This window comes from Sphaerospermopsis aphanizomenoides BCCUSP55 (assembly GCF_001586785.1).
GTDB classification, from domain to species: domain Bacteria; phylum Cyanobacteriota; class Cyanobacteriia; order Cyanobacteriales; family Nostocaceae; genus Sphaerospermopsis_A; species Sphaerospermopsis_A aphanizomenoides_A.
In genome coordinates this window covers 1-23,594 of record NZ_LUFH02000099.1, presented here as the reverse complement: position 1 = coordinate 23,594, position 23,594 = coordinate 1, and the positions used below count along the sequence as shown (strand labels likewise).

Here is a 23,594-nt window from a genome sequence, read left to right as displayed (position 1 = left end):
TTTTGGGTTCAAATTTTATACATATCAAATTAGAAATTTATTTTTGAATAGTCTCCTTTTGAATTTAGTTCTTTATTCTTTTTTAAGAATAACAAAAAAAAGGTTAAACTAGTGAAAAATCGGCGCTCAAAAGATGAAGATTGGAATAAATAAATTCCATAAAAATAAGTGAAACATATTAAATATAATTACTGAAAATATCTTCTTGTTATCAAGAAAAAAAACTTAACTAAACACCAAGTTGATCAGTAAATTTGTCATTACTGGTATTCAAGTTTTTTCTACCACCACAGGTTTACGTCTCTAAAGCAGTTAATCACCTATGAAAACACCTACAGCATTGCCAACTCGTCTGGATTTCTACTATCAGCAAATTAAGACAATTATTTTATCTCGACAAAATCCTATTACTGGATTACTGCCAGCGAGTACAGCAATTACCGCTCATGGTGATTATACTGATGCTTGGGTCAGAGATAACGTTTATAGCATTTTAGCCGTTTGGGGATTAGCTCTAGCCTATCGCAAGTTAGACAACGACGAAGGACGAACCTATGAACTAGAACATAGCGTCGTCAAGTTGATGCGTGGCTTACTTTTCGCCATGATGAAACAAGCGCATAAAGTAGAGAAATTTAAACACACCCAATCTCTACTAGATGGACTACACGCCAAATACAACACAGCCACTGGTGATATAGTCGTTGGTGATGATGAATGGGGACATTTGCAAATTGATGCCACATCAATATTTTTACTGATGTTAGCGCAAATGACCGCCGGAGGATTGTCCATTGTTTATACAGTAGATGAAGTCAATTTCGTCCAAAATTTGGTTTATTATATTGGACGAGCTTACCGCACACCAGACTATGGAATATGGGAAAGAGGTAACAAAATTAATCATGGTAGTGCAGAATTAAACGCCAGTTCCATAGGTATGGCCAAAGCAGCATTAGAAGCTATCAACGGACTCAATTTATTTGGTATACATGGCAGTCAAAATTCCATCATTCACGTACTACCTGATGAAATTGCCAGAGCCAGAATTACACTAGAATCTTTATTACCAAGAGAATCAGGTTCTAAAGAAGTTGATGCAGCACTTTTAAGTATTATTAGTTATCCTGCCTTTGCAGTCGAAGATGTGCAGTTGCGTGAATCTCCTGGTGAGACACTACGCGATCGCACCTTTAACAAAATCATCACCAAACTAGCGGGTAAATACGGCTGTAAAAGATTTCTCCGCGATGGACACCAAACAGTTTTAGAAGATCCCCACCGCTTACATTACGAACCTGGAGAACTAAAAGAATTCGAGAATATAGAATGTGAATGGCCGTTATTTTTTACATATTTAGTTCTCGATGGACTATTTCGTGGTGAACAAGAACAAGTTAAAAAATATCAAACACTATTAGAATCATTACTAGTAGAAATAGATGGACTGAAAGTATTACCAGAACTATATTATGTTCCCGTTGAAAACGTTGAAGCCGAAAAATTAGCTCCTCAAACTCAAACTCGTTTACCTAACGATAATATCCCCTTAGTGTGGGCGCAAAGTTTATATTTTCTTGGTCAAATGTTGAGTGAAGGATTAATAGCAATTGGTGAGATCGATCCTTTAGGTAGACATTTATTTATCAAGAAAAAACGGGAAGCATTAATACAAATAGCCTTACTTGCAGAAGACGAAGACCTACAAGCAAAACTAGAAGTTCACGGTATTGAAACTCAAACTCCTAGCCAAATCGAACCAATTCAAGTGAGAAAAGCTGACGAACTTTCTCAAATTTATACACAAATTGGTCGAAACGATAAACTTGGGTTAACTGGTCGTCCGGTAAGACGTTTACGAAGTTTAACAACATCAAGAATTTTTAGAATTTCTGGAGAAACAGTTGTATTTTTGCCATCCTTTGTGGATTCTCAGCAATTTTATTTAACCCTTGATTACCATTTCCTAGTCGATCAACTCAGAAGCGAATTAGCCTACATTCAAAAATATTGGAGTGATTTAGGTCGTCCGACTCTCACTTTAATGTTAACCCACACCATGCTAGAAATTGGGTCTGAAGCATTATTAGAACTCATGCAAGAACTCAAAGATGGTGTTTGTAATGGAGTAAAAGTAAAATTAGGGAGAATCAATCAGTTGATGTTAACAGCAGGAATTCAAACAATAGACTTCCTGCCCAATGCTGAATTTTCCCAATTACCATTAAAAAATGCAGGTATTCGTTGCTATTATCTAACTTACAATCCGGCAAAAAACTGGCGATTAGGACATACCCAAGAATTCCAAATGGAGTGTGAAACTGACCTGAGTTCATTGTTGGAACATTTACGTTCCTCAGAAAATATTTATGAGCAAATTGAACTACTACAGACATTAAAAAGGTTACAGGGATTAAAATTTGATACAGGATATGGTGGACCAGGACAACCTGTAACAGTAGCAGATTTACTAGATGAAGTTTACAGAAAAGCAGGTGACTTTGGTATTTGGGCTGTAGTCCGTCGGGCTGCGGGTTTACGCCAAATGGTAGATATTGGCTTATCTGATGCAGTCACCAGTATAATAGTGCGAGGTAAACAAATTGCAGTAGGTAGAGCTTACAGTGAAGCCTCCCTCATTGTGTTACCCATGTCTCATAATGAAATTGCCGAAAAAATTAATAACTTCTGTCGTGAGGATATCCGCGATCGCGTTCTCACCCAAGAAATATTGATTTATTTAGGAGTATTAATCAAATCAGAACCAGAATTATTTAAAGGACTCTTAACACTGAGAGTTGGTTATCTCATCCTCTTAATTACCAGCGAAATAGCCAAAGAATTGCGTGTTACCCAAGATGAAGCCTACGATTACTTAATGCAGCTTTCACCCTTTGAAGTTAAAAATCGCCTACATAAAGTCCTAACTGGATATAGTGGTGTAAGTGGTTTATTACGTCAACAAGAATTACTCCACGTCAAACAAAAAGAAAGTGATATTGCATGGGTAGTGCTACCAGCAATTAACGAAGAAATTGAAACTCCTCCAGAAAATTGGCGCAGATTTCGTCAAGCAGAAGGCGCACTCAACCGTGTTCCCAAAGACTTTTTTAAACAAGTTTGGCTATTAATGCAACATTGTAAGGGTCTAGTAATTGGCGACAAACTAGAAAGACGTAATCGTTTAGATAGTGAAGTCATGCTATCAGAAATGACAGCAGGAGAAAGAAACTTTGCCTTATTAGTAGAGCATTTGCTCAATAAAATTGAAGCGCCAGAATATCGCCAAGTCAACGTAGAAGCATTAATGGAACTAGCAGCAATAGTCGCTAATAACCCTAGGTTACAAATTGAAGAATATATAGTTTTAGATGTGTTAGTTGGTCATGCAGTGCGGTTAGCATGGCTAGAAAATCATCCTCATCGCAGTCATAATTATGATGAAGATAAAGGTTTAGCATGGCCACATTTTTACAACACCTCTCCTCAAGATTCAGCTAATTATATCTTGAAAGCGTTTAGATACTTGCTAGAGTTTGGAGAAGAGGTTTAAACGCAGAGGAACACAGAGGTAAACGCAGAGGAACACAGAGAATGCAAGAGAATGAGTTGACTGGTTTGATTATTGGTTCCGCGATGAGGATACATACTGCATTGGGTCCAGGGTTGTTAGAGTCAGCCTATGAGGAATGTTTAGACTATGAACTCAAAAAAGCCAATCTCAATGTTGGGAGACAAATTTCTGTCCCCTTGATTTATGAAAATGTCAAATTAGATTGTGCTTATCGTTTAGATTTGCTAGTTGAAAACAAAATTATTGTCGAAGTTAAATCAGTAGAATCCATCAAACCAATTCACTCCGTTCAACTTCTCACCTATCTCAAACTAGCTAACTGTAAACTAGGACTAATCATCAACTTTAACGTCCTCCACCTCAAAGATGGCATTAAACGAGTAGCTAACAACCTCTAACTCCGCGTTCCTCTGCGATTACCTCCGCGTTCCTCTGCGTTAAAAAAAATCCTCTACTTCATAGAAACAGCATCAACATCAACAGTATTATCTGGAGATGTAGACTCATTCACACTAGTTTCTACATGACCTTTTTTCGCTTTCCAACCATCAATTACTAATCCAGAAACTTCGGAAACCAGCAATGTCAAAAGTAAAAGATCATCAATTTGTCCAACCACTGGGATAAAGTCTGGAGCAATATCTATGGGGCTGAGAAGATAAGCTATTGTGCCAAGAATTACCCACCAACGATATTTAGGATTACGCAGTACATTACGATACCAAGTGTACAGTGATTGAATTGAGAAGTTCATATTTTTAACCTCTAGTTAATTCTTATTTTGCCAAATCATCCTCTAAACTCCCGGTGGGAATAACCGTCCTATTGTGTATAGATGATGGTAATCGTCATGCTTTGTTAATAACTACTTGTCTAGCGATAAAGTTAGGTGAGTGTGGTAATGGTGCATTAATCTCTAGAATAAAAATGCTTTGCCATTGTTGCTCTAGTAATGGAGGGAGGAGACTTACACAGTGGATATTTTAGATTTGTTTCATAAGGGCGGTCCAGCAATGTGGCCTCTGCTGGTGCTGTCAGTCCTGTCTTTAAGTGTCATTTTTGAGCGTTTTTGGTTTTGGTTGCGAATTTTGACACAAGAAAAGGAAATAGTTGACCGCGTTCTTGATGCTGCTAGTGAAGATTGGGATATAGCTACAGAAATAGCCCAAAAAGCTACTGATCAACCGATTGGACGTTTTCTTTACGCACCCCTACGCTTGCAAAAAAGCGACGCAGAAACTTTTCGATTGGCTCTAGAATCAACAGCTGCTGAAGAGGTAGCGGGGATGCGCCGGGGCGAAAAACTTTTAGAATCTGTGATTGCTCTTTCGCCGCTGTTAGGACTGTTGGGTACGGTTTTAGGTTTGATTCAGTCTTTGCGCTCAATTCGTATTGGTGATTTGGGGACTGAATCTACAGCAGGCGTAACTACTGGGATTGGTGAATCTTTGATTAGTACGGCTGCTGGTTTAATAGTTGCGATCGCTAGTTTAGTATTCTATCGTCTGTTTCAAGGGTTCGTAGTTAACCAAATCAAAGTTTTTAATAAAGCTGGCAACGATTTAGAGTTACTTTACCGTCAGTCTCCGCCAGATCCCAATAAAAGTACATCAGCAATAGTACGAGAATCTACACGGGAAAGCTTTAGTTCACCCCGTAAACGCCGTAAAAACAACTCAACTCTCACCTCTGAACCTTCTATAGAGGAAACAGCCCCAAGTTCTCTAACTAACTCGGCACAAGAACTAGAAAATGAAAGTTAACCTACATACTCCCATTGAAGAAGTCCAAATTCAAATCATCCCCTTAATTGATGTCGTTTTTTGTATCCTGACGTTTTTTCTGTTAGCAGCGTTGCAATTTACTAGACAACAAGCAATTAATGTTGATTTACCCAAAGCCAGCACAGGCGCAACTTCTGCTGCTAGTTTACAGAATGACATCTTGCCTGTAACTATTGATGCTGTCGGTCAAATTTACATTGAAAAAGAACCTATTCCATCTGATCAGTTGCAAGCACGATTACAACAGTATGTGCAAGCGAATCCTAATGGCGTTTTGGTGCTGAATGCTTCGCGGACAGCGACATATAACGATGTGATCCAAACATTAGATTTGCTCAGACAAGTGGGAGGTAATCGTGTGTCTTTGGGAATTATTCCCGGCTCATCTCAACCAATCTCTAATTCTCCTAACTTTTCTACTACCCCTCAATTTCCCATACCTAATACTGTGCCAATTCCGGGTAGTGATCCACAAAATAATTTTAACCCTTCTCTACCCCCAGCCCCAAATCCATTTCCCGCACCAGGGCAAAATATCAATCCTAACTCACCAATCGTTCCCAATAACAGCATACCCCAAGTTCCAGTAGCACCAGAAAACAGTAATTCAACACCTAAAAGGTGAATTAATTTGTGTAAAAGTTTATAGGTTAAAATTCCCCCAAATCATATTTAAGAATATCGGCAAGGGGGAATTTTATTGTTTATTTTGACCAATATCACGAAAAATTAGATAAACCTAAAGATATCTAAAATAAATTGACGTTAGATAAAAAACCTCTGCTAATTTATAAATAATTGGTTAAGCTACAAAGATTTTCTGATCCATAGACCAAGTATTTTATCGCCAATCGCCATTTACGTTTCAAGGGTTGCGGCAATGAATATTGTGACACTGTTAATTGTTTGGATAGTCACTTCTATCAGCTTGTGGATTATTAGTAAATTACCATTGGGGGTGGAAATTGATACTCCAGGTAAAGCTGTCTTTTCCGCAGCAGTTCTTGGTATTATCACAGCATTAGTTAGACCAATATTAGGTTTTGTATTTACGATACCAAATGTAGTCACATTTGACTTATTATCTGGTATCTTTACATTCATGATTGCTGTTGTATGTTTTAGTATTGCCGCTTGGTTAGTAGAAGGTTTTCGCTTACGTTACGGTATTTGGAGTGCTGTTTTAGGAGCGTTCACACTCACTATTATTAACAACATCATCTACAAATTACTCGGTGTGTAGATAATTCGTAATTTATAAGCATTCAGCCGTCAGTCGTCAGCTATCAGCTTTGAAGCTGGGAATACAAAGCATAAAAATTAATGATCAGCGTCTCATTTTCCTAAAATCCAGACTTCTGAATCTTTGCTCTTGCTGTTATTAGCTGATTACTGATGACTGATTACTGAATACTTAACTTACGAATTACTCATTGTTACTGGGAGGAGTTACCGGAGCAGTTGATTTTTGCTGACGCTGATCGCGCTTTTTCCGTTCAGCTGCCAACATATCTGCCATCACTATCAGTGCTTGTGCCATTTTATCCAAGTTAGAGCGATATAGGTCTAAATCTTTGGTCAGTTTTTCTTCAGATAAATGTAAACCTTGAGCGATCGCTGTTAGTGCCTCATTCCGTTGCTTGTCATCTTTAACAAATTCAGGATCTGACATTTCCAATAATGAAAACAGACCAATAGCAAACAAACGGCTGTATTTAAAGTTAGCATTATCAGCGTTCGCCTTTGGCGCTGCGCTCTGCGCTATCGCTTGCAGTTGTGCTTGCAAATCAGCATCTTGATCCAAATGAGTAGTTTGGCTTAACCATGAAATTAAATCTTTCGCTGGTAAACTTTGCGCTACAACTTTTAATCTAGCTGCATCCTGTCGATAGCGTTGTGGATCTTGCTCTACAGCTTGACACAAGGCGTTAAAAATGGACGCTTGATCCAGCTCTGGTTGATAGCCTTGCATAAAGCGGTCAAACGTTGTAACTACGCCTAAAGCATAAATAGAATTGTAGCTAAAATCCACATTTACCGACAATAGATGCATTTCCACCATCAACTCTTCTACTACCCGACGGTAAATAGTGTTGATCGGACGGGTATGAAGGTTGTAGAAAGTTCGCTTTGTATCAGAGACAGTACGGACGTTATTCACAAAGAAAATGTTAAGGGCGACGTATTCTTATTTTCTCGTTTAAAGGTTACTTTGCCAAGTTATGTTAAGAAGACAGGAGTCAATAGTCAGAAGCCAGAAGAAGAAATTTTCCCTCTGCACCTGAAGCACCCCTGCTCCCCTAGCTGCCAGAACTACTATCTTTAAACACAACTTGGGATTATGAGCTTGTCTTCACAATTAATTACTTTGGGTCAATACCTAACCGGAGAATTTAATAACCGAGAACAAGCTATGGCAGAGCCTGTTTGGTATGTTCACCTGCGGCTATGGCAAAGACCTATTAATATTTTTTTAGAGGATAGTATTACTCTTTTTGCTGAACAAGCCAATATTGTTAATCTCGATCAACCCTACCGACAAAGAATTATGCGCTTAACACAGGGTGCTGAAGGTTTGCAAGTGCAATACTATATGCCTAAAGACCCCAGTTCCTTGAAAGGAGCAGGAAATAATCCCGCTTTATTGAATTCCCTCACATCCGAGCAGCTAGATTTACTACCAAGCTGTATTCTCTCCATTACCCAGGAAACACTAGCCCCCAACCTTTATCGGTTTACTGCCTCTCCACCTCCAGAAACCCTTTGCAGCTTTACTTATCTTGGCAACAGCATACAAGTTGCCTTGGGGTTTGAGGTAACACACACAACATTTCTCAGCTACGACAAAGGAATTGACTCAGAAACTGGAAAAGCAACATGGGGGGCTGTTGTTGGCCCTTATCGTTACCAAAAAATTCGTAATTTGTAATTTGTAATTAGGAAACGGCAAGAGGCAGGAGTTCTTGAATTTTTAATTTTTAATTTTTAATTTTTAATGGATTTGTGCTTTTACCCTGTCACCTATCACCGGCTGTAGTCTTGGGAGTAGTTTGAGGAAGTTGCTCAAAACTATTATTTTCTTTATTGACTGAGTTGGGTAAGATAGCTGCTAATGCTTCTTCTTCAGTTTCATAAATTTCAAATACTGTATCCATCATTGTCACCTCAAACACCAGTTTGGCATCTGGATGGACATTACAAATGCAGAAACTGCCCTTAGCTTTATCAGCATCACGCATCCCCGCAACCAACGAGGTGAGACCGGAACTATCAATAAAATCTACCTCTCCTAGGTTCACAGCTACATGACGAGTTAGTTTAGAAATACACTCTTGTAATTTCAGGCGAAATTGCCAAGCAGTAGTGATATCTAGACGACCTTTTGGTTTCAAGACAATCACAGTATTCCCGTTTTCAGTTGTATGGGTTTTTTGGTCTATTTCCACTGTATTCTCCGTGATGTTGTCCTGAAGATGAATCAGTGAGCTAAAAAACTTGCTGTTCTAGCAATCTTAAAATTTCACCATGACTGGTATTTTTTCCATCCATCATCCTGAGTTAGTTAATTAACTCACGAGTTACAAGATGCCCTTGATCTGACGCTGAAAATTGGCAAGCGATAGCTACAAATACAACATTGTTGCTCAATGTTCTGTATTTAGTAGTTTAACTCACTGAAACAGTCTTGAGTATTTAGATTCTGAGTGCTGAGTAAATAAGATGAAAAAATTATGTCTGAATATGCAAACTACCAAACACAAAAGCCCTCATCTACTTCCTGAAAACAAATGTGTGGATTTTTACTCAGCTTTAAATACTCATTACTGTTGATTTGTTTTCCAGTTTATCCAATCTTGAGGCTTAAGGAAAGTTTCATATAATTCAGCTTCAGGAGTATTGGGTTCTGGTTTGTAGCCATATTCCCAGCGGACTAAAGGTGGTAGGGACATGAGAATTGATTCTGTACGACCATTAGTTTGCAGTCCAAAAATTGTACCCCGGTCATAAACCAAGTTAAATTCTACATATCTGCCCCGACGGTATAGTTGAAAATTACGTTGGCGATCGCTATATTCAATTCCATGTCGCCGTTTGACAATGGGGACATAAGCTGGTACAAAAGCTTGGCTACAATCTTGCACTAAAGCAAATAATTCTTCCCAAGTCCGTGGTGTGAGTTTTCCTACTTTATCGCTATAAAGAGCAGCTTCTCCATTGGGATCTGGACCGCGATAAATAGTCCCTTGACCATCTTGGTAATCTAAAAATAGACCACCCACACCTCTGGTTTCCCCACGGTGTTTGAGGTAAAAATATTCATCACACCACCGCTTAAACACAGGATAATACTCAGGGTGATGTTGATCGCAAGCCTGTTTGAGAGTTTGATGGAAATGGGTAGCATCCTCAGCAAAGGGGTAATAAGGTGTCAAATCAGCACCACCACCAAACCACCAAACTGGGCCAGCTTCAAAGTAGCGGTAATTCAAATGAACTGTAGGTACATAAGGATTACGAGGATGTAACACCAAAGAAGTACCCGTTGCATAAAAACCGTGTCCCTTTGCTTCTGGACGTTGGGCTAAAATTGATGGGGGAAGATGAGAACCCCACACTTCAGAAAAATTTACACCCGCTTGTTCAAAAATTGCGCCATCACGCAGGACACGAGATCGCCCCCCACCTCCTTCTGGACGTTGCCAACTGTCCTCCTGAAACTTACCAACACCATCCAGTGCTTCCAAAGCTTGAGTAATTTCATCTTGCAGTTGCTGCATAAACTCACTAACTCTAGCCTGAGCGTCAGGAGCCGGCAGAAAATTATTCGATGATTCTACAGCGAGAGTGGGGGCTTGCGAGTTGGTCAACATAGATTCCCGAACCTAAAATTACAATTTCTGTGAAAGCTACAAAGTTTCATTTTAAAAATTTGTTGACAATTAGAGCTAGAAATTTGACTCCATTTGTCAAAACTGCTTTTTCTTAGCTGTCAAAACCAATTGAGCATCTTGACTAGAGCTATTGTCCGATCCAAAAAAGCTAACTAATGCTAATGCTAACAATAGCCAGCTTTTCCTTCCTGCTTCACCAGTTCGACTGCGCTCACTGACCGCCTAGAAGTGTCGGCACTATCTAGTCCACAGGCTAACACGGTCAATCTGACCGCTTCTTGTTTTAAGTTAATTGCAGCGTTTACATCTCTGTCACACTCAAAGCCGCATTTTTCACATTTAAACACTCTTTGAGATAATGACAAAGATGATTTTTTCTCTCCACAACTTGAACAAGTCTTACTACTAGGATAAAATCTATCCACAATTACTAACTTACTGCCATATAATTGTGTTTTATATTCTAGCTGCCTTCTAAATTCATAAAAGCCCATATCTGATATAGCTTTTGATAATTTCCCATTAGCTAACATCCATGACACATTAAAATCTTCTATCCCTATAACCGCGTGGTTTTTACTGAAATAAGTGGTGATTTTGTGTAATGTATCTTTTGTGATGTTACCTATTTTTTTTTGGTGTAATCTCGCTATTTTGATTTGCGCTTTTTTATAGTTATTTGAACCCACTTGTTTATGTCGATTCAAATATTGTATTCTTGCCAATTTCTTTTCATACTTTTTATAGCTTTTTAATCCATCAAATATTTCTCCTGTTGATAATGTGGCTAGATGATTTATTCCTAAGTCAACTCCTAAAAACTCTTGCTTTTTCGTGTGTAGGTCTATTGCCGTAGGAAATTTGATTTTATCTTCAGGGTGCAGTTTGTTATGTAATAATACCTGTTGACATAGTGCTAACCCTTGATTCCAAGCGTGTCTAGCTACTCCTGCGTGTTGCGCCAGTAGTAGTAGTTGTTGCTTGTTGACTTTGAGTTGGGTTTTGAATCCTAGTAGCATACAGCGATTTTACTGTAATTCTGTCACCAAGCGAGCAGATGACAGGAATTTTTGGGCAAATGATAAGTATTTGTGAGTTTTAGTTAAGAAAACAGTAACTAGCTACTAGCTACTAACCCTCAAATCCCTATAAACTTGTATATTCATTAAGTTTCTTTGCAGTTATTGTGGAGAAAATTCTGTTTTAAAATTCTCAGGTCTATTGACATATAGTGCCTGTAGGAAAAACACAGCCATTTCCTGCTAACCAGCTATTTTTATGAGTAGAGGTCGATTACAATTTTCCCAGATGTCAGAGTAACCAGACAGATTGTAGCCAGGAGGATTAGGACAGTGCAAGGTTGGTTTTCCAAATTCATCCACCGCAAACGTCGTCGGTTTTGCGCCTCTCTGGTGCGGACGTATCGAGAAATCAGTTCTGCCTCTGTCGATGAACTTTGGCAAAAAGTAGTTGACTTAACAGATGTTTCCTGGCATCCACTACTTAAAAGTACAAATGTACCATTAGGATTAGTACCCAAACCTGGATTAATTTTCCAAGCAGTAACACGCTTTTGGCCGATTCCTATCCAGATTTTTGTAGAACGGGTAAATCCCAAACAAATGCTGAGTATCCGTGTTATTGCCATTCCAGGCATTGAAGAACGGGTTATTTACCAAGTAGAGTCAACGGTTTGTGGCAGTTATTTGTCTTATTCTGTAACTCTACGTGGTTGGTTATCACCCCTCATTTGGTCTTTATCCCGTCCCTATGTAGATCGAGTAGCACGCTCCTTAGTCGAAGCAGTAGAAAAGCCAGCATTGCAAGCTGTATCAGGACAGAAAAAATCTTTGGATAATAGTTGTTTTGATTTTTAGGTCAGGTGACAGGTGACAGGTGACAGGTGACAAAAAGCAGCGGCTAGTCGAAAATTAATAACCCAATGACTAATGACTAATGACTAATGACCCAAGAAAGTTAATATGCAAGTAGGTGAAAATGAAAATTTTTTAAGCTTTATTAAGGCGGCAACGGTATACACGCTATGTATCAAGTCCTCGATTCCCAGTCAGTTCTAGAAGTATTGCGACCAGTCGAAGATCCAGAGCTTCGCAAAAGTCTGGTAGAACTGAACATGATTCGCAACGTAAAAATTGATGGTGGTAAAGTTAGCTTTACTTTGGTGTTGACCACTCCCGCCTGTCCTTTAAGGGAATTTATTGTTGAAGATTGTAAAAAAGCTGTTAATCAACTACCTGGTGTAACAGATATCAGTGTGGAAGTAACAGCAGAAACACCACAGCAAAAAAGCTTACCTGACCGTACTGGTGTTGATGGTGTCAAAAATATTATTGCTGTTTCTAGCGGCAAAGGTGGCGTTGGTAAAAGTACAGTGGCGGTAAATATCGCAGTTGCTCTAGCACAAACAGGAGCGAAAGTGGGCTTGCTGGATGCGGATATTTACGGACCAAATGACCCCACAATGTTAGGTTTAGCTGATGCTGAAATTGTTGTTCGCTCTACAGAAAAAGGCGATATTTTAGAACCTGCGTTTAATCATGGCGTTAAATTAGTCTCGATGGGCTTTTTGATTGACCGAGATCAGCCAGTTATTTGGCGCGGTCCTATGTTGAATGGTGTAATTCGTCAGTTTCTGTATCAGGTGGAATGGGGAGAAATTGATTATTTGATTGTGGATATGCCACCAGGAACGGGAGATGCTCAGTTAACTTTAACCCAAGCAGTACCAATGGCGGGCGCAGTAATTGTCACTACACCGCAAACTGTAGCTTTGTTAGACTCACGCAAGGGTTTGCGGATGTTTCAACAGATGAATGTCCCAGTATTGGGAATTGTGGAAAATATGAGCTATTTTATTCCTCCTGATCAACCCGATAAGGAATATGACATTTTTGGTTCTGGTGGAGGTTCAAAAACTGCCGCAGAATTAGGAGTACCACTACTGGGATGTGTCCCTCTAGAAATTTCCACCAGAATTGGTGGTGATAATGGTGTACCAATAGTTGTAGCCGATCCAGATTCAGCTTCTGCCAAAGCCCTCACCGCGATCGCTCTAACTATCGCTGGTAAAGTATCAGTCGCTGCACTGACATAATCATTGGTAATTGGCAGCAGAAGACAGGAAGCAGGAGGTAATAAATTCTCTCCACACTCCCCTGTTAAGAGTTACGTCAACAGTAATAACTAATAACTGTTAACTCATAACTTTTAACTGCTCCCAATCCCCGTTTAACCTGAAGTTCCTCTTCGCACAATGTTGTTAAAATCTTCACTCCCCAAAATCCGTTGGCAATATTGGGTTAAGCCCTGGCAACAAGTAGATTGGATTTTATTTTGTCTACCCGTTGTCGTCAGTATGTTTGGCGGTCTCATGATTTTGAGTACAGAACTCAAACAACCAGTGACTGACTGGTGGTGGCATTGGCTTGTAGCTGGTATTGGCTCAATCATCGCTCTATTTTTAGCTCGTTGCCGCTACGAAAACCTCATGCAGTGGCACTGGATCACCTATGGACTGACTAACTTCAGCTTAGTTGCGGTAATGATCGCTGGGACAAGTGCCAAAGGCGCACAACGGTGGATTAGTATTTTAGGCTTTAACGTCCAACCCTCAGAGTTTGCCAAAATAGGCATAATCATTACCTTAGCAGCTTTGTTACATAGACGTACTGCATCTAGCTTAGAGAGCGTGTTCCGCGTCTTAGCCATCACTGCTATTCCTTGGGGATTAGTGTTTTTACAACCAGATTTAGCAACATCTTTAGTATTCGGAGCTATAGTCTTAGGAATGCTGTTCTGGGCAAATGCTAATCCTGGCTGGTTGATTCTGTTGATTTCCCCGGTAATATCAGCAATTTTATTTAGTATAGCCTGGCCTTTGTCGGAGCCGATAGCGTTGCTTAAAGAACTATCGTTTAGTCCCTTGGGTTTAGCCTGGGCAGGTGCTATGGGGATTGTGGGGTGGCAGACTCTACCCTGGCGAAAATTTGGGATTAGTGCGATTGGCTCTTGGATACTGAATATGCTGGGTGGTGAATTAGGAGTTTTCGCTTGGAATCATGTCCTCAAAGAATATCAAAAAGACAGATTGAGTGTATTTATTAATCCTGAACATGATCCTCTTGGTGCTGGTTATCACCTGATTCAATCTCGTATTGCCATTGGTGCAGGGGAAATTTGGGGATGGGGTTTGTTTAAAGGTCCAATGACTCAACTCAATTTTGTGCCTGAGCAACATACAGATTTTATTTTCTCTGCTGTTGGTGAAGAATTCGGTTTTGTTGGTTGTTTGATAGTTTTACTGGTTTTCTGTTTAATTTGCTTCCGCATACTGCACGTAGCTCAAACAGCCAAAGATAATTTTGGTTCACTGCTGGCTATTGGTGTTCTATCTATGATTGTGTTTCAACTAATTGTTAATGTGGGGATGACAGTTGGTTTGGCACCAGTAGCAGGTATACCCTTACCTTGGATGAGTTATGGTCGTTCTGCTATGCTGACCAACTTTATTGCTTTAGGAATAGTAGAATCTGTAGCCAATTTCCGGCAACGCCAGAAATATTATTAAATTAGCTGGCTGGGAAGATGGGGAGATGGGGAGATGGGGCTAGTAACTAAATCAAAATATCTATCTAAATCTCCTCATAGCTCAAGACCATGCCTGTCAGTAGATAGTTAGATTTGAGTAGGTTTTATATGGCGGAGAAATAATTATCTACTGAACCCTGCACCCTGCCTATTTATTCCCTATTCCCTCTGACAACTGACAAACAACTAATATTAAGGTATTAACAAAGAATAAACCGAGGGTAAAAACATGATTCTGCCTGGAGCAACTGTTCGCGTCAAAAATCCCGCAGACACCTATTATCGCTATGAAGGACTTGTGCAACGGGTCAGTGATGGCAAGGTAGCCGTACTATTTGAAGGTGGTAATTGGGATAAAATTATTACCTTTCGCTTGCCAGAATTAGAACTCGTAGACACCACAGCCAAGAAAAAAGGCAAGTAGGTTACAGGTGATGGGTGATGAGTGATAGATGGTTGGTAATTGCTGATCTGATAATAATTCTCAACTGTTAACTCAGCACTCAGCACTCAGCACTCAACACTCAGCACTCAACACTTAGCACTCAGCACTGTCATGCGTCTACCTTTACCACAATTTTCTACAGGCGATCGCCATCCTCACCACATTGCGGAGGTGATCGAAACTACAACTAGCGAATTTTTAGCACAATGTTTGGAACCAGATGATTTGAGTTTTCCACCCATGCCTCCTTTCGGTAGTTGGGTTTGTGCTGTGGATGAGGAATCAGGTAATCAAATTTATGCGGTGGTATATCATGCCACAACCATGCCTATAGATTCTGTACACCGCGCTAGAGCCTTGGGGTTGTCCTTACAAACCTTACGGGAAGAACAACCTCAAATATTTGCTATGCTCAGGACAGAATTTCGAGCAGCAATTGTGGGATTTGAGCAGCAGTTACAAAATCTAAGTTATAACCAAGGGGTGTATCAGTATCTGCCACCCCGTCCGCCCCAAATTCATCAGGCTGTTTATAGGTGTCAACCAGAAGCCATCATCAAGTTCACCGAAAAACTAGATTTCTTAAGGACACTACTTTTGATTAACGCTGCGCCAGTAGAATCTTTGGCAGCATCTGCAATTCGTGAAGTTTACCAGTTACGTAACGCTGACCGCGAATGGTTAATCAAAGCTGGACGACATCTGAGTGTGTTGCTAAAAGATGATTATGATCGTCTACGCTTTATCTTGAGTCAAATCCATCCCTGATGATTAGTGATAAGGGAATAGAGAATAGGGTGTAGGAAAAAATAATAAATAATCACTGATAACCGTTTTAAATAATGCTACTTGTGTCACAAGTTCTGAACTTAGACCCTACCTCCCAAGTTATTGGACAAGAACCAATAGTTCTTTTTGCTATTTTAATGTTGGTAATTCTCGTTATCCCTATACTGTTTGAGCGGCTAAAATTACCAGCATTAGTAGGTTTGGTTTGCTCTGGGGTTGTGCTTGGTCCATCAGGTTGGCACTTATTTGCGCCTGAATCACCAATGATGAGCTTGCTATCAAACGTTGGGTTAGTTTACTTGATGTTTATAGCCGGATTAGAGTTTAATCTACAATTTTTTCGTCAACAACAAACTCGGTCTTTAGTATTTGGTAGTTTGACTTTCTTTCTATCTTTAATACTAGGAATATTAGCAGGCAGATTTTTAGGTTTTGGTTGGCATGGCTCTATATTAATGGGTTGTTTATTGACTTCCCACTCTCTTTTGGCATATCCAATTATCAGTCGTTTGGGAGTAGTAAATAACGAGGCTATCACCATGACAATGGGAGCCACAATTTTTACTGATATCAGTACATTGTTAATATTAGCTGTTTGTCTATCTATTTTTGATACTGGTGATGGGACATTTAACCTGAATCAAATCATCACTCTAATAAGTTCAGTGATTATTTATTTTATTATTGTTTTGATAGGTTTTGATTGGGCAAGTAAAGAATTTTTTCATCGTTCTGGAGACGACGAGGGTAACAAGTTTTTATGTGTATTCATGTCTGTATTTCTGTCCGTCTTTATTGCTCAATTGTTGGGGATAGAAAAAATTATTGGTTTCTTTTTAGCAGGTTTGGCAGTAAATGAAGCTGTGGGTGAAGGTCCAGTTAAAGAAAAATTGATATTCATCGGTAGTGTATTATTCATTCCTATTTTCTTTATTCATCTAGGCTTACAAATTGATTTACCTACCTTGGTGAACGGATACAACACAATCAAGTTATTATTAATAATTTTCGTGGCTTTAATGGCCAGTAAATTTATAGCTGCTGTTTTGGCAAAGCAGGTGTATCGCTATAACTGGCGGGAAACTCTCACAATTTGGTCTCTATCTATTCCCTTGGCAGGGACGACATTAGCAGTAGTGTTAGCGGGATATCAATCAAGGTTACTATCCCTGGAAATATTAAACAGCGTCATTGTTTTAGTGCTGATCACAGCTACTGTGGGTCCTTGGCTGACAAGTTTGGTTGCTAGTGATGGTGTGGATTTGACTTGTACAACAGCAAAAGACATACAACCAATTAGACTATGTGATCCGGAATCAGGGTCAGGAAATGCCAACTTTACTATAGTTGTACCTGTATATAATCCCCAAACTCAAAAGTATTTGATTGAAATGGCGGCATTATTAGCCTGTCAGTCTCAGGGAAAAATATTGCCATTAGCGATCGCTCATGCTACTTCTCAAATGGATGCACCCCAGTTAGAAATTGCTTGGCAACGAAGTGAAAAACTATTGGCTAAAGCCACGGCACAAAGTCAATTATTAGGTGCAAAAGCAGAAGCATTACTGAGAATTGATGATAGTTTCGCTCCAGGCATCTGTAGGACAGCACGTGAACAGAAGGCAAATTTGATTATCATGGGTTGGGGCAAACGTACTGGTTTGAGGGCGCGTTTATTAGGGAATGTGATTGATAATGTTCTTTGGGCTTCCCACTGTCCAGTGGCAGTAGCACGTCTGGTGGAATCACCAAAAAGAATTCAGCGTATTCTTGTACCAATAGAAAACTTCATCACCCCAACACTCACACCTGTCAAATTTGCCCAAACTTTAGCAGATGCTAATCAAGCTCAGGTGACTGTATTGAATGTTTATGTTAACGAAGCAGGGCGAAGGCCACGCCGCACCAATTCCAGTCAAATTGCTGCTAGGCGATCGCAACTTTCTCAATTAGTCTCTCAATTAGCTATCCCCAATCCGCCGGAAATTCAAATTATCACTCATGAAGATGTTGCTCAAGCGATTTTGCAAGCAGCAAGATTATATGATTTAGTGGTATTACCTCTGACTCGTAACCGTACTACTCCTGGAGGATTAGCCATGAGTGATCTCACCAATGAATTAGCCAGACAACTCACTTGCTCAATTATTATTCTCGGAGAACCAAAACACAATCACAAACTAGTTTTGTCAAATAATATCACCCACAAAACTGCCCCCGTATAAAAATACTGTTTTCAAACAGCCAATCTTTTTTTAAAGATTTAATGAACTAAACCTGAAAATCCCCCCATTATTTACCAATTATTTAGAAGATATTCATGAATTATCCTGGGTATCTGTAGGAAAATTATACCAATTCAAATTCTGGCAATATACTGTTTAGTGATTTTCGTTGATAATCTATTTTCGTACCCAACTAGGTAATCTAAAAATCAAGGATAATACCCGTTGGCAATATCTGTAAAATAACTCGGAAACTATGAGAATTTTGGTAACTGGCGGTGCTGGGTTTATTGGTTCCCATCTAATCGACCGACTAATGGCTGAGGGTCATGAAGTTATATGCTTGGATAACTTCTATACAGGCCATAAACGTAATATCCTCAAATGGTTTGAACACCCCTACTTTGAGATGATCCGTCATGACATCACTGAGCCAATTCGCTTAGAAGTTGATCAAATCTATCATTTGGCTTGTCCTGCCTCTCCTGTACATTATCAGTACAACCCGATTAAAACCGTCAAGACTAACGTGATGGGAACAATGAATATGTTGGGGTTGGCTAAAAGAGTGAAAGCTAGATTTTTGTTAGCTTCTACCAGTGAAGTCTATGGTGATCCAGAAGTCCATCCCCAAACCGAAGATTATCGTGGCAGTGTTAATCCTATCGGTATCCGTTCCTGCTATGACGAAGGTAAAAGAATTGCAGAAACTTTGGCCTTTGACTACTACCGAGAAAATAAAGTCGATATTCGGGTGGCAAGAATATTTAATACTTATGGCCCACGAATGTTAGAAAACGATGGTCGAGTAGTCAGTAACTTTATAGTTCAAGCCTTGCGGGGTATTCCTTTGACTGTGTATGGCGAAGGTCAACAAACTCGCAGTTTTTGCTATGTATCTGACCTAGTTGACGGTCTGATCAGGTTAATGAATGGTGACTATATTGGGCCAGTCAATCTGGGTAATCCCGATGAATACACCATTTTAGAACTGGCTCAGGCTGTACAAAATATGGTCAACCCAGATGCAGAAATTAAGTTTGAACCTTTACCTGCTGATGACCCCCGTCGCCGTCGTCCCGATATTACTAAGGCAAAAACCTGGTTAAATTGGGAACCTACCATTCCTCTGCCACAGGGGTTAAAACTGACAGTAGAAGATTTTCGTCAACGTATCGACAGCAATAATTAGTGGGTGGTCATCAGTCATTGGTTCACAGATGACTAATGACTCATGACTCATGACTGAACTAATGATAAAAATGAGGAGTTTAATAAAATGCGTGTTTGCGTAATTGGTACTGGTTATGTAGGTTTAGTGACAGGCGCTTGTTTAGCTCATATTGGTCATGATGTAATTTGCATAGATAACAACGAAGAAAAAGTAAAATTAATGAAGTCAGGTCAGTCACCAATTTTCGAGCCAGGACTCTCGGAAATTATGCAGTCTGCCATTAACAGTGGAAATATTAAATTTTCTTCGGATCTAGCTGCTGGAGTTGCCCACGGGGAAATTCTATTTATTGCCGTAGGAACTCCGCCTTTACCTAATGGTGAAAGTGATACTCGATATGTAGAAGCTGTAGCTCGTGGGATTGGGGCAAATCTCAATGGTGGTTATAAAGTAATTGTCAATAAATCCACTGTGCCTATCGGTTCTGGTGACTGGGTGCGGATGATTGTTTTAGATGGCATTGCGGAACGCCAGAAAACATTGATAGCTGTGGGAGGAGCATCTGTTGAGGAAAGCCTACCGGAAATTTCTGCTCAGTTTGATGTGGTCAGTAATCCAGAATTTCTCCGGGAAGGTTCAGCAGTTTACGACACTTTTAACCCAGATCGAATTGTTTTGGGGGGAAATAGTCAACAAGCGATTGGCATGATGAAGGAGCTTTATGCTCCCATTGTGGAACGAAAATTTGCAGATGATCAGTCTTTAGCTCCTGTACCAGTTTTGGTAACAGACTTGAGTTCAGCAGAAATGATCAAATATGCTGCTAATGCTTTTTTGGCAACTAAAATTAGTTTTATTAATGAAGTTGCGAATATTTGCGATCGCGTCGGTGCTGATGTTACCCAAGTTGCCAAAGGTATCGGTTTGGATTCCCGCATTGGTAACAAATTTTTACAAGCTGGCATTGGTTGGGGTGGTTCTTGTTTTCCCAAAGATGTCTCTGCATTAATTCATACTGCTGATGACTATGGCTATGAAGCCCAACTCATGAAGGCTGCTGTGAGTGTAAATGAACGTCAACGTTTAATCGCTTTGGAAAAACTGCAACAAGCTCTCAAAATCCTTAAAGGTAAAACTGTAGGATTACTGGGATTGACCTTCAAGCCTGATACTGATGATTTGCGCGATGCACCAGCACTAAACCTGATTGAGCAGCTGAACCGACTTGGAGCTAAAGTCAAAGCCTACGACCCAATTATTTCTCAAACAGGGATGCGTCATGGTCTTTCTGGAGTATTAGTAGAAACCGATGCGGAAAGATTAGCTGATGGCTGTGATGCTTTGGTACTCGTGACCGAATGGCAACAATTCAGCACCCTAGATTATGGAAAGATGGCAAAATTGATGAACCATGCTGTCATGATTGATGGACGTAACTTCTTAGATCCTGACGCAATGATCAAGGCTGGATTTCAATATGTAGGTGTGGGCAGATAAAAAACTCATGTTAATTTGAAAACAAGCTCAGATTCCCGACTTCTGATAGGAGTCGGGAGTCTTGTTGTTCACAACTGCTCTAACATTGATATGTCCGGTGTACAAATTTCTCCCTGGTGGAGGCTTAATCAACCAAACAACAGCAGGAAGTTAAGGTACTATTTGGTGTTAGCTGATTGCTAATAGCTGTAGCATAAGCGTAGCCATTAGCTAGATGGTGATTACAGCTTAGACACCTTCTGTTGCACCACCAACTGTTTTCCAAGCGGTTAAACCACCTTGGATTTCGGATACATCAATAAAGCCTGCTGCTCTCAATGTCTGGGCTGCATGAGCTGTATGTGCATCATGTTCCCCATAAACATAGATATGGCGTTCTTTATGTAGAGTGGATTTAGCACGGTCAGCTAAGTCATCTAGGGGGATAGAGATCGCCCCGCTGATATGACCGTGATTGTAAGTATGGCGATCGCGTACATCAATAATTGTAAAAGCGGGTTGCCCCCATTCTAGACGCGACTTTAAATCATGAACATCAGCAACTAAATTACTCATAAGCTGGTTTTGCTTATAACCTCACCAGCAATTTAGCAAAGATCTTCCTTTAATTCGGTTTTCTTTACAATTTATCAAAAATTCTGTCGAGATATTAATGGCCAGGGGTCAAAATCAAAGCATTGTAGGCTGATAACAAGTTTTAATTTTTAATTATCTAATTTTTAATTATCTAATTATGGCATCTACTATTCAAGCATTACCAACAGAAGTTGTATATCTAATTACAGCAGGAGAGGTGATTGATTCTTTAGCTTCTGTGGTACGGGAATTGGTGGAAAATTCCCTGGATGCAGGTGCAACGAGAATTGTAATTTCCTTAAATCCGCAACAATGGCGAGTGCGCGTAGCAGATAATGGTTGGGGAATGAACTGTGATGATCTGCAACAAGCAGCAACAGCGCACAGCACTAGTAAAATTCACGCTCCTGCTGACTTGTGGAAAATTAACAGTTTAGGCTTTCGCGGTGAAGCTTTACACAGTTTAACAACCTTGGCAGATTTAGAAATTCTCAGTCGTCCGATGGGGGGATCTGAAGGATGGCGGGTTGTTTATGGTGATGGTGGGGAAGTTATAGATATGCAGGTAACTGCTATTGCTCCTGGAACAGTAGTTATAGTTGATAATTTATTTGCTAATTGTCTACCACGTCGTCAAGGACTACCTAGCATTACACAGCAAATGAAAGCTGTACAAAGTATAATACAGCAAATTGCCTTATGTCATCCCCATGTAACCTACCAAGTTTGGCAAAATGACCGGGAATGGTTCACTATATATCCTGTCTCCAGTGTAGGAAAACTCATACCCCAAATTTTGCCCCAAGTGCGACAAAATGATTTAAAAGAAGTACAATTGAAATTACCCAATTCCCAATCCCCAGTTCCCAGTAGAGACGTTGGCAACAATGTCTCTACTCCCATATCTAGATTGATAATTGGTTTACCCGATAGGTGCCATCGTCATCGTCCTGACTGGGTGAAAGTGGCGATTAATGGCAGAATGATTAAATCGCCTGAATTAGAACAAACAGTATTATCCGCATTTCATAGAACATTACCGCGCGATCGCTATCCTATTTGTTTCTTACATCTGGCCATTGCTCCAGACCAAATTAACTGGAACCGTCACCCCGCCAAAACAGAGATTTACCTCAATGAACTCAGTTATTGGCAAGAACAAATTACTCAAGCAATTAACCAAGCTCTGCTGATTTCTGAAGCTAATCTTAAAGAAGCAGTCCACAGAACACGAATTAGCAAATTACTGAAAGTAGCAGAAGAAAAAAGCAGTTATAATTTTAAGACTACAGGTCAAAACCATAATCAGCACACATTAAAAGCTGTCGCCCAAGTTAGTAATACTTATATTGTTGCTGAACATTCAGGGGGAATGTGGTTAGTGGAACAACACATAGCCCATGAGAGAGTTTTGTATGAGCAATTATGTGATAATTGGCAAATTGTACCCGTAGAAACTCCTATCATTCTTTATCAATTATCTCCAGCCCAAGTTTCCCAATTGCAAAATATAGGTTTAGACATTGAACCATTTGGAGAACAACTTTGGGCAGTACGTAACATTCCTGCTATGTTACAAAAGCGAGAAGATAACGCCGAAGCACTTTTAGAACTAAGTTGGGGAGGAGACTTACACACAGCTCAAGTCGCTGTTGCCTGCCGTAGTGCTATTCGTAATGGTACACCCATGAATTTACCTGATATGCAGAAGTTATTAGATGATTGGCAACGTACACGCAACCCCCGCACCTGTCCACATGGTAGACCAATTTATTTATCATTAGAAGAATCGGCTTTGTCTCGGTTTTTCCGTCGTCATTGGGTAATTGGTAAAAGTCATGGAATTTAAGCTAGATCAAAAACTGTCCAAAACCTTACTAAATCACGATCATAGCCAAATTAGAAAAAAGTTTGAAAAACCCCTTGACGAAAACCAGAAAGAGTTGCTATATTAATTTGAGTGAGGGCAAAGCGCCCGACACAACTGAACCGAGAAAAAATAATACTTTGAAAGAATAGAGACGACCATT

General features: G+C 39.8%; 21 protein-coding genes. 15 read left to right on the top strand and 6 right to left on the bottom strand.

Annotation, left to right across the window (positions count from 1 at the left end; translation table 11 throughout):
- Window positions 1-322: 322 nt before the first annotated feature.
- Both A0J48_RS21330 and A0J48_RS21325 read left to right on the top strand, forming a co-directional pair.
- Window positions 323-3,553 (top strand): glycoside hydrolase family 15 protein, encoded by a 3,231-nt coding sequence (locus tag A0J48_RS21330; RefSeq protein WP_200326600.1) that lies wholly within the window; start codon window positions 323-325, stop codon window positions 3,551-3,553.
- A gap of 41 nt (window positions 3,554-3,594) precedes the next feature.
- Entirely contained in the window at window positions 3,595-3,972 is a 378-nt protein-coding gene (locus A0J48_RS21325; RefSeq protein ID WP_200326599.1) for a GxxExxY protein, read from the top strand.
- 53 nt (window positions 3,973-4,025) lie between these two features.
- Here the strand turns inward: A0J48_RS21325 and A0J48_RS21320 are convergent, their stop codons facing one another.
- On the bottom strand, window positions 4,026-4,328 hold the full coding sequence (locus A0J48_RS21320; RefSeq protein ID WP_200326598.1) for a YkvA family protein: 303 nt from the start codon (window positions 4,326-4,328) through the stop codon (window positions 4,026-4,028).
- Between the two features lie 220 nt (window positions 4,329-4,548).
- On the opposite strand from A0J48_RS21320, the gene A0J48_RS21315 reads away from it, so the two are divergent.
- From A0J48_RS21315 to A0J48_RS21305, 3 genes are all read left to right on the top strand, one after another.
- Window positions 4,549-5,337: a MotA/TolQ/ExbB proton channel family protein gene (locus A0J48_RS21315; RefSeq protein ID WP_200326597.1), complete on the top strand. Its 789-nt coding sequence runs from the start codon at window positions 4,549-4,551 to the stop codon at window positions 5,335-5,337.
- Window positions 5,327-5,983, top strand: coding sequence for an ExbD/TolR family protein (locus tag A0J48_RS21310; RefSeq protein ID WP_200326596.1), 657 nt, complete (start codon window positions 5,327-5,329; stop codon window positions 5,981-5,983). The genes A0J48_RS21315 and A0J48_RS21310 overlap by 11 nt, the downstream gene beginning before the upstream one ends.
- A gap of 255 nt (window positions 5,984-6,238) precedes the next feature.
- Window positions 6,239-6,601, top strand: coding sequence for a phage holin family protein (locus A0J48_RS21305; RefSeq protein WP_200326595.1), 363 nt, complete (start codon window positions 6,239-6,241; stop codon window positions 6,599-6,601).
- A 183-nt stretch (window positions 6,602-6,784) separates the two neighbouring features.
- Here the strand turns inward: A0J48_RS21305 and psb29 are convergent, their stop codons facing one another.
- Window positions 6,785-7,519 carry a photosystem II biogenesis protein Psp29 gene (psb29, locus tag A0J48_RS21300; RefSeq protein ID WP_200326594.1) on the bottom strand — a complete coding sequence of 245 codons (735 nt, stop codon included), beginning with the start codon at window positions 7,517-7,519 and terminating at the stop codon, window positions 6,785-6,787.
- A gap of 180 nt (window positions 7,520-7,699) precedes the next feature.
- On the opposite strand from psb29, the gene A0J48_RS21295 reads away from it, so the two are divergent.
- Complete coding sequence (locus A0J48_RS21295) at window positions 7,700-8,287, top strand: chromophore lyase CpcT/CpeT (protein ID WP_200326593.1); 588 nt, start codon at window positions 7,700-7,702, stop codon at window positions 8,285-8,287.
- Window positions 8,288-8,375: 88 nt separating this feature from the next.
- Here A0J48_RS21295 and A0J48_RS21290 read toward each other — a convergent pair whose 3' ends face one another.
- The 3 genes from A0J48_RS21290 to A0J48_RS21280 all read right to left on the bottom strand — a co-directional run bounded on the left by A0J48_RS21290 (window position 8,376) and on the right by A0J48_RS21280 (window position 11,269).
- On the bottom strand, window positions 8,376-8,804 hold the full coding sequence (locus tag A0J48_RS21290; protein WP_200326592.1) for an STAS domain-containing protein: 429 nt from the start codon (window positions 8,802-8,804) through the stop codon (window positions 8,376-8,378).
- Between the two features lie 375 nt (window positions 8,805-9,179).
- Complete coding sequence (hemF, locus tag A0J48_RS21285; RefSeq protein WP_200326591.1) at window positions 9,180-10,229, bottom strand: oxygen-dependent coproporphyrinogen oxidase; 1,050 nt, start codon at window positions 10,227-10,229, stop codon at window positions 9,180-9,182.
- 185 nt (window positions 10,230-10,414) lie between these two features.
- Window positions 10,415-11,269, bottom strand: a complete 855-nt coding sequence (locus A0J48_RS21280; protein ID WP_200326590.1) for an RNA-guided endonuclease InsQ/TnpB family protein — start codon at window positions 11,267-11,269, stop codon at window positions 10,415-10,417.
- A 333-nt stretch (window positions 11,270-11,602) separates the two neighbouring features.
- Here A0J48_RS21280 and A0J48_RS21275 point away from each other — a divergent pair, with 333 nt between their 5' ends.
- The 8 genes from A0J48_RS21275 to A0J48_RS21240 all read left to right on the top strand — a co-directional run bounded on the left by A0J48_RS21275 (window position 11,603) and on the right by A0J48_RS21240 (window position 20,988).
- Window positions 11,603-12,127: an SRPBCC family protein gene (locus A0J48_RS21275; protein WP_200326589.1), complete on the top strand. Its 525-nt coding sequence runs from the start codon at window positions 11,603-11,605 to the stop codon at window positions 12,125-12,127.
- Window positions 12,128-12,294: 167 nt separating this feature from the next.
- On the top strand, window positions 12,295-13,365 hold the full coding sequence (locus tag A0J48_RS21270) for an Mrp/NBP35 family ATP-binding protein (protein ID WP_200326588.1): 1,071 nt from the start codon (window positions 12,295-12,297) through the stop codon (window positions 13,363-13,365).
- 159 nt (window positions 13,366-13,524) lie between these two features.
- A complete protein-coding gene (gene rodA, locus A0J48_RS21265; RefSeq protein WP_200326587.1) occupies window positions 13,525-14,838 on the top strand; it encodes a rod shape-determining protein RodA in 1,314 nt (437 codons plus the stop codon).
- A 249-nt stretch (window positions 14,839-15,087) separates the two neighbouring features.
- Complete coding sequence (locus tag A0J48_RS21260; protein ID WP_200326586.1) at window positions 15,088-15,282, top strand: NAD(P)H dehydrogenase subunit NdhS; 195 nt, start codon at window positions 15,088-15,090, stop codon at window positions 15,280-15,282.
- Window positions 15,283-15,414: 132 nt separating this feature from the next.
- Window positions 15,415-16,071 carry an HAS-barrel domain-containing protein gene (locus A0J48_RS21255; RefSeq protein ID WP_200326585.1) on the top strand — a complete coding sequence of 219 codons (657 nt, stop codon included), beginning with the start codon at window positions 15,415-15,417 and terminating at the stop codon, window positions 16,069-16,071.
- Window positions 16,072-16,145: 74 nt separating this feature from the next.
- The gene (locus A0J48_RS21250; protein ID WP_200326584.1) at window positions 16,146-18,317 is read left to right on the top strand and encodes a cation:proton antiporter domain-containing protein; all 2,172 of its coding nucleotides are present in this window, start codon (window positions 16,146-16,148) and stop codon (window positions 18,315-18,317) included.
- A gap of 256 nt (window positions 18,318-18,573) precedes the next feature.
- Complete coding sequence (locus A0J48_RS21245) at window positions 18,574-19,509, top strand: UDP-glucuronic acid decarboxylase family protein (protein WP_200326583.1); 936 nt, start codon at window positions 18,574-18,576, stop codon at window positions 19,507-19,509.
- 87 nt (window positions 19,510-19,596) lie between these two features.
- Window positions 19,597-20,988 (top strand): UDP-glucose dehydrogenase family protein, encoded by a 1,392-nt coding sequence (locus A0J48_RS21240; protein ID WP_200326582.1) that lies wholly within the window; start codon window positions 19,597-19,599, stop codon window positions 20,986-20,988.
- 228 nt (window positions 20,989-21,216) lie between these two features.
- Here A0J48_RS21240 and A0J48_RS21235 read toward each other — a convergent pair whose 3' ends face one another.
- Window positions 21,217-21,543, bottom strand: coding sequence for a rhodanese-like domain-containing protein (locus A0J48_RS21235; protein WP_200326581.1), 327 nt, complete (start codon window positions 21,541-21,543; stop codon window positions 21,217-21,219).
- Window positions 21,544-21,721: 178 nt separating this feature from the next.
- Here A0J48_RS21235 and mutL point away from each other — a divergent pair, with 178 nt between their 5' ends.
- Window positions 21,722-23,413, top strand: a complete 1,692-nt coding sequence (mutL, locus tag A0J48_RS21230; protein WP_200326580.1) for a DNA mismatch repair endonuclease MutL — start codon at window positions 21,722-21,724, stop codon at window positions 23,411-23,413.
- Window positions 23,414-23,594 lie beyond the last annotated feature (181 nt).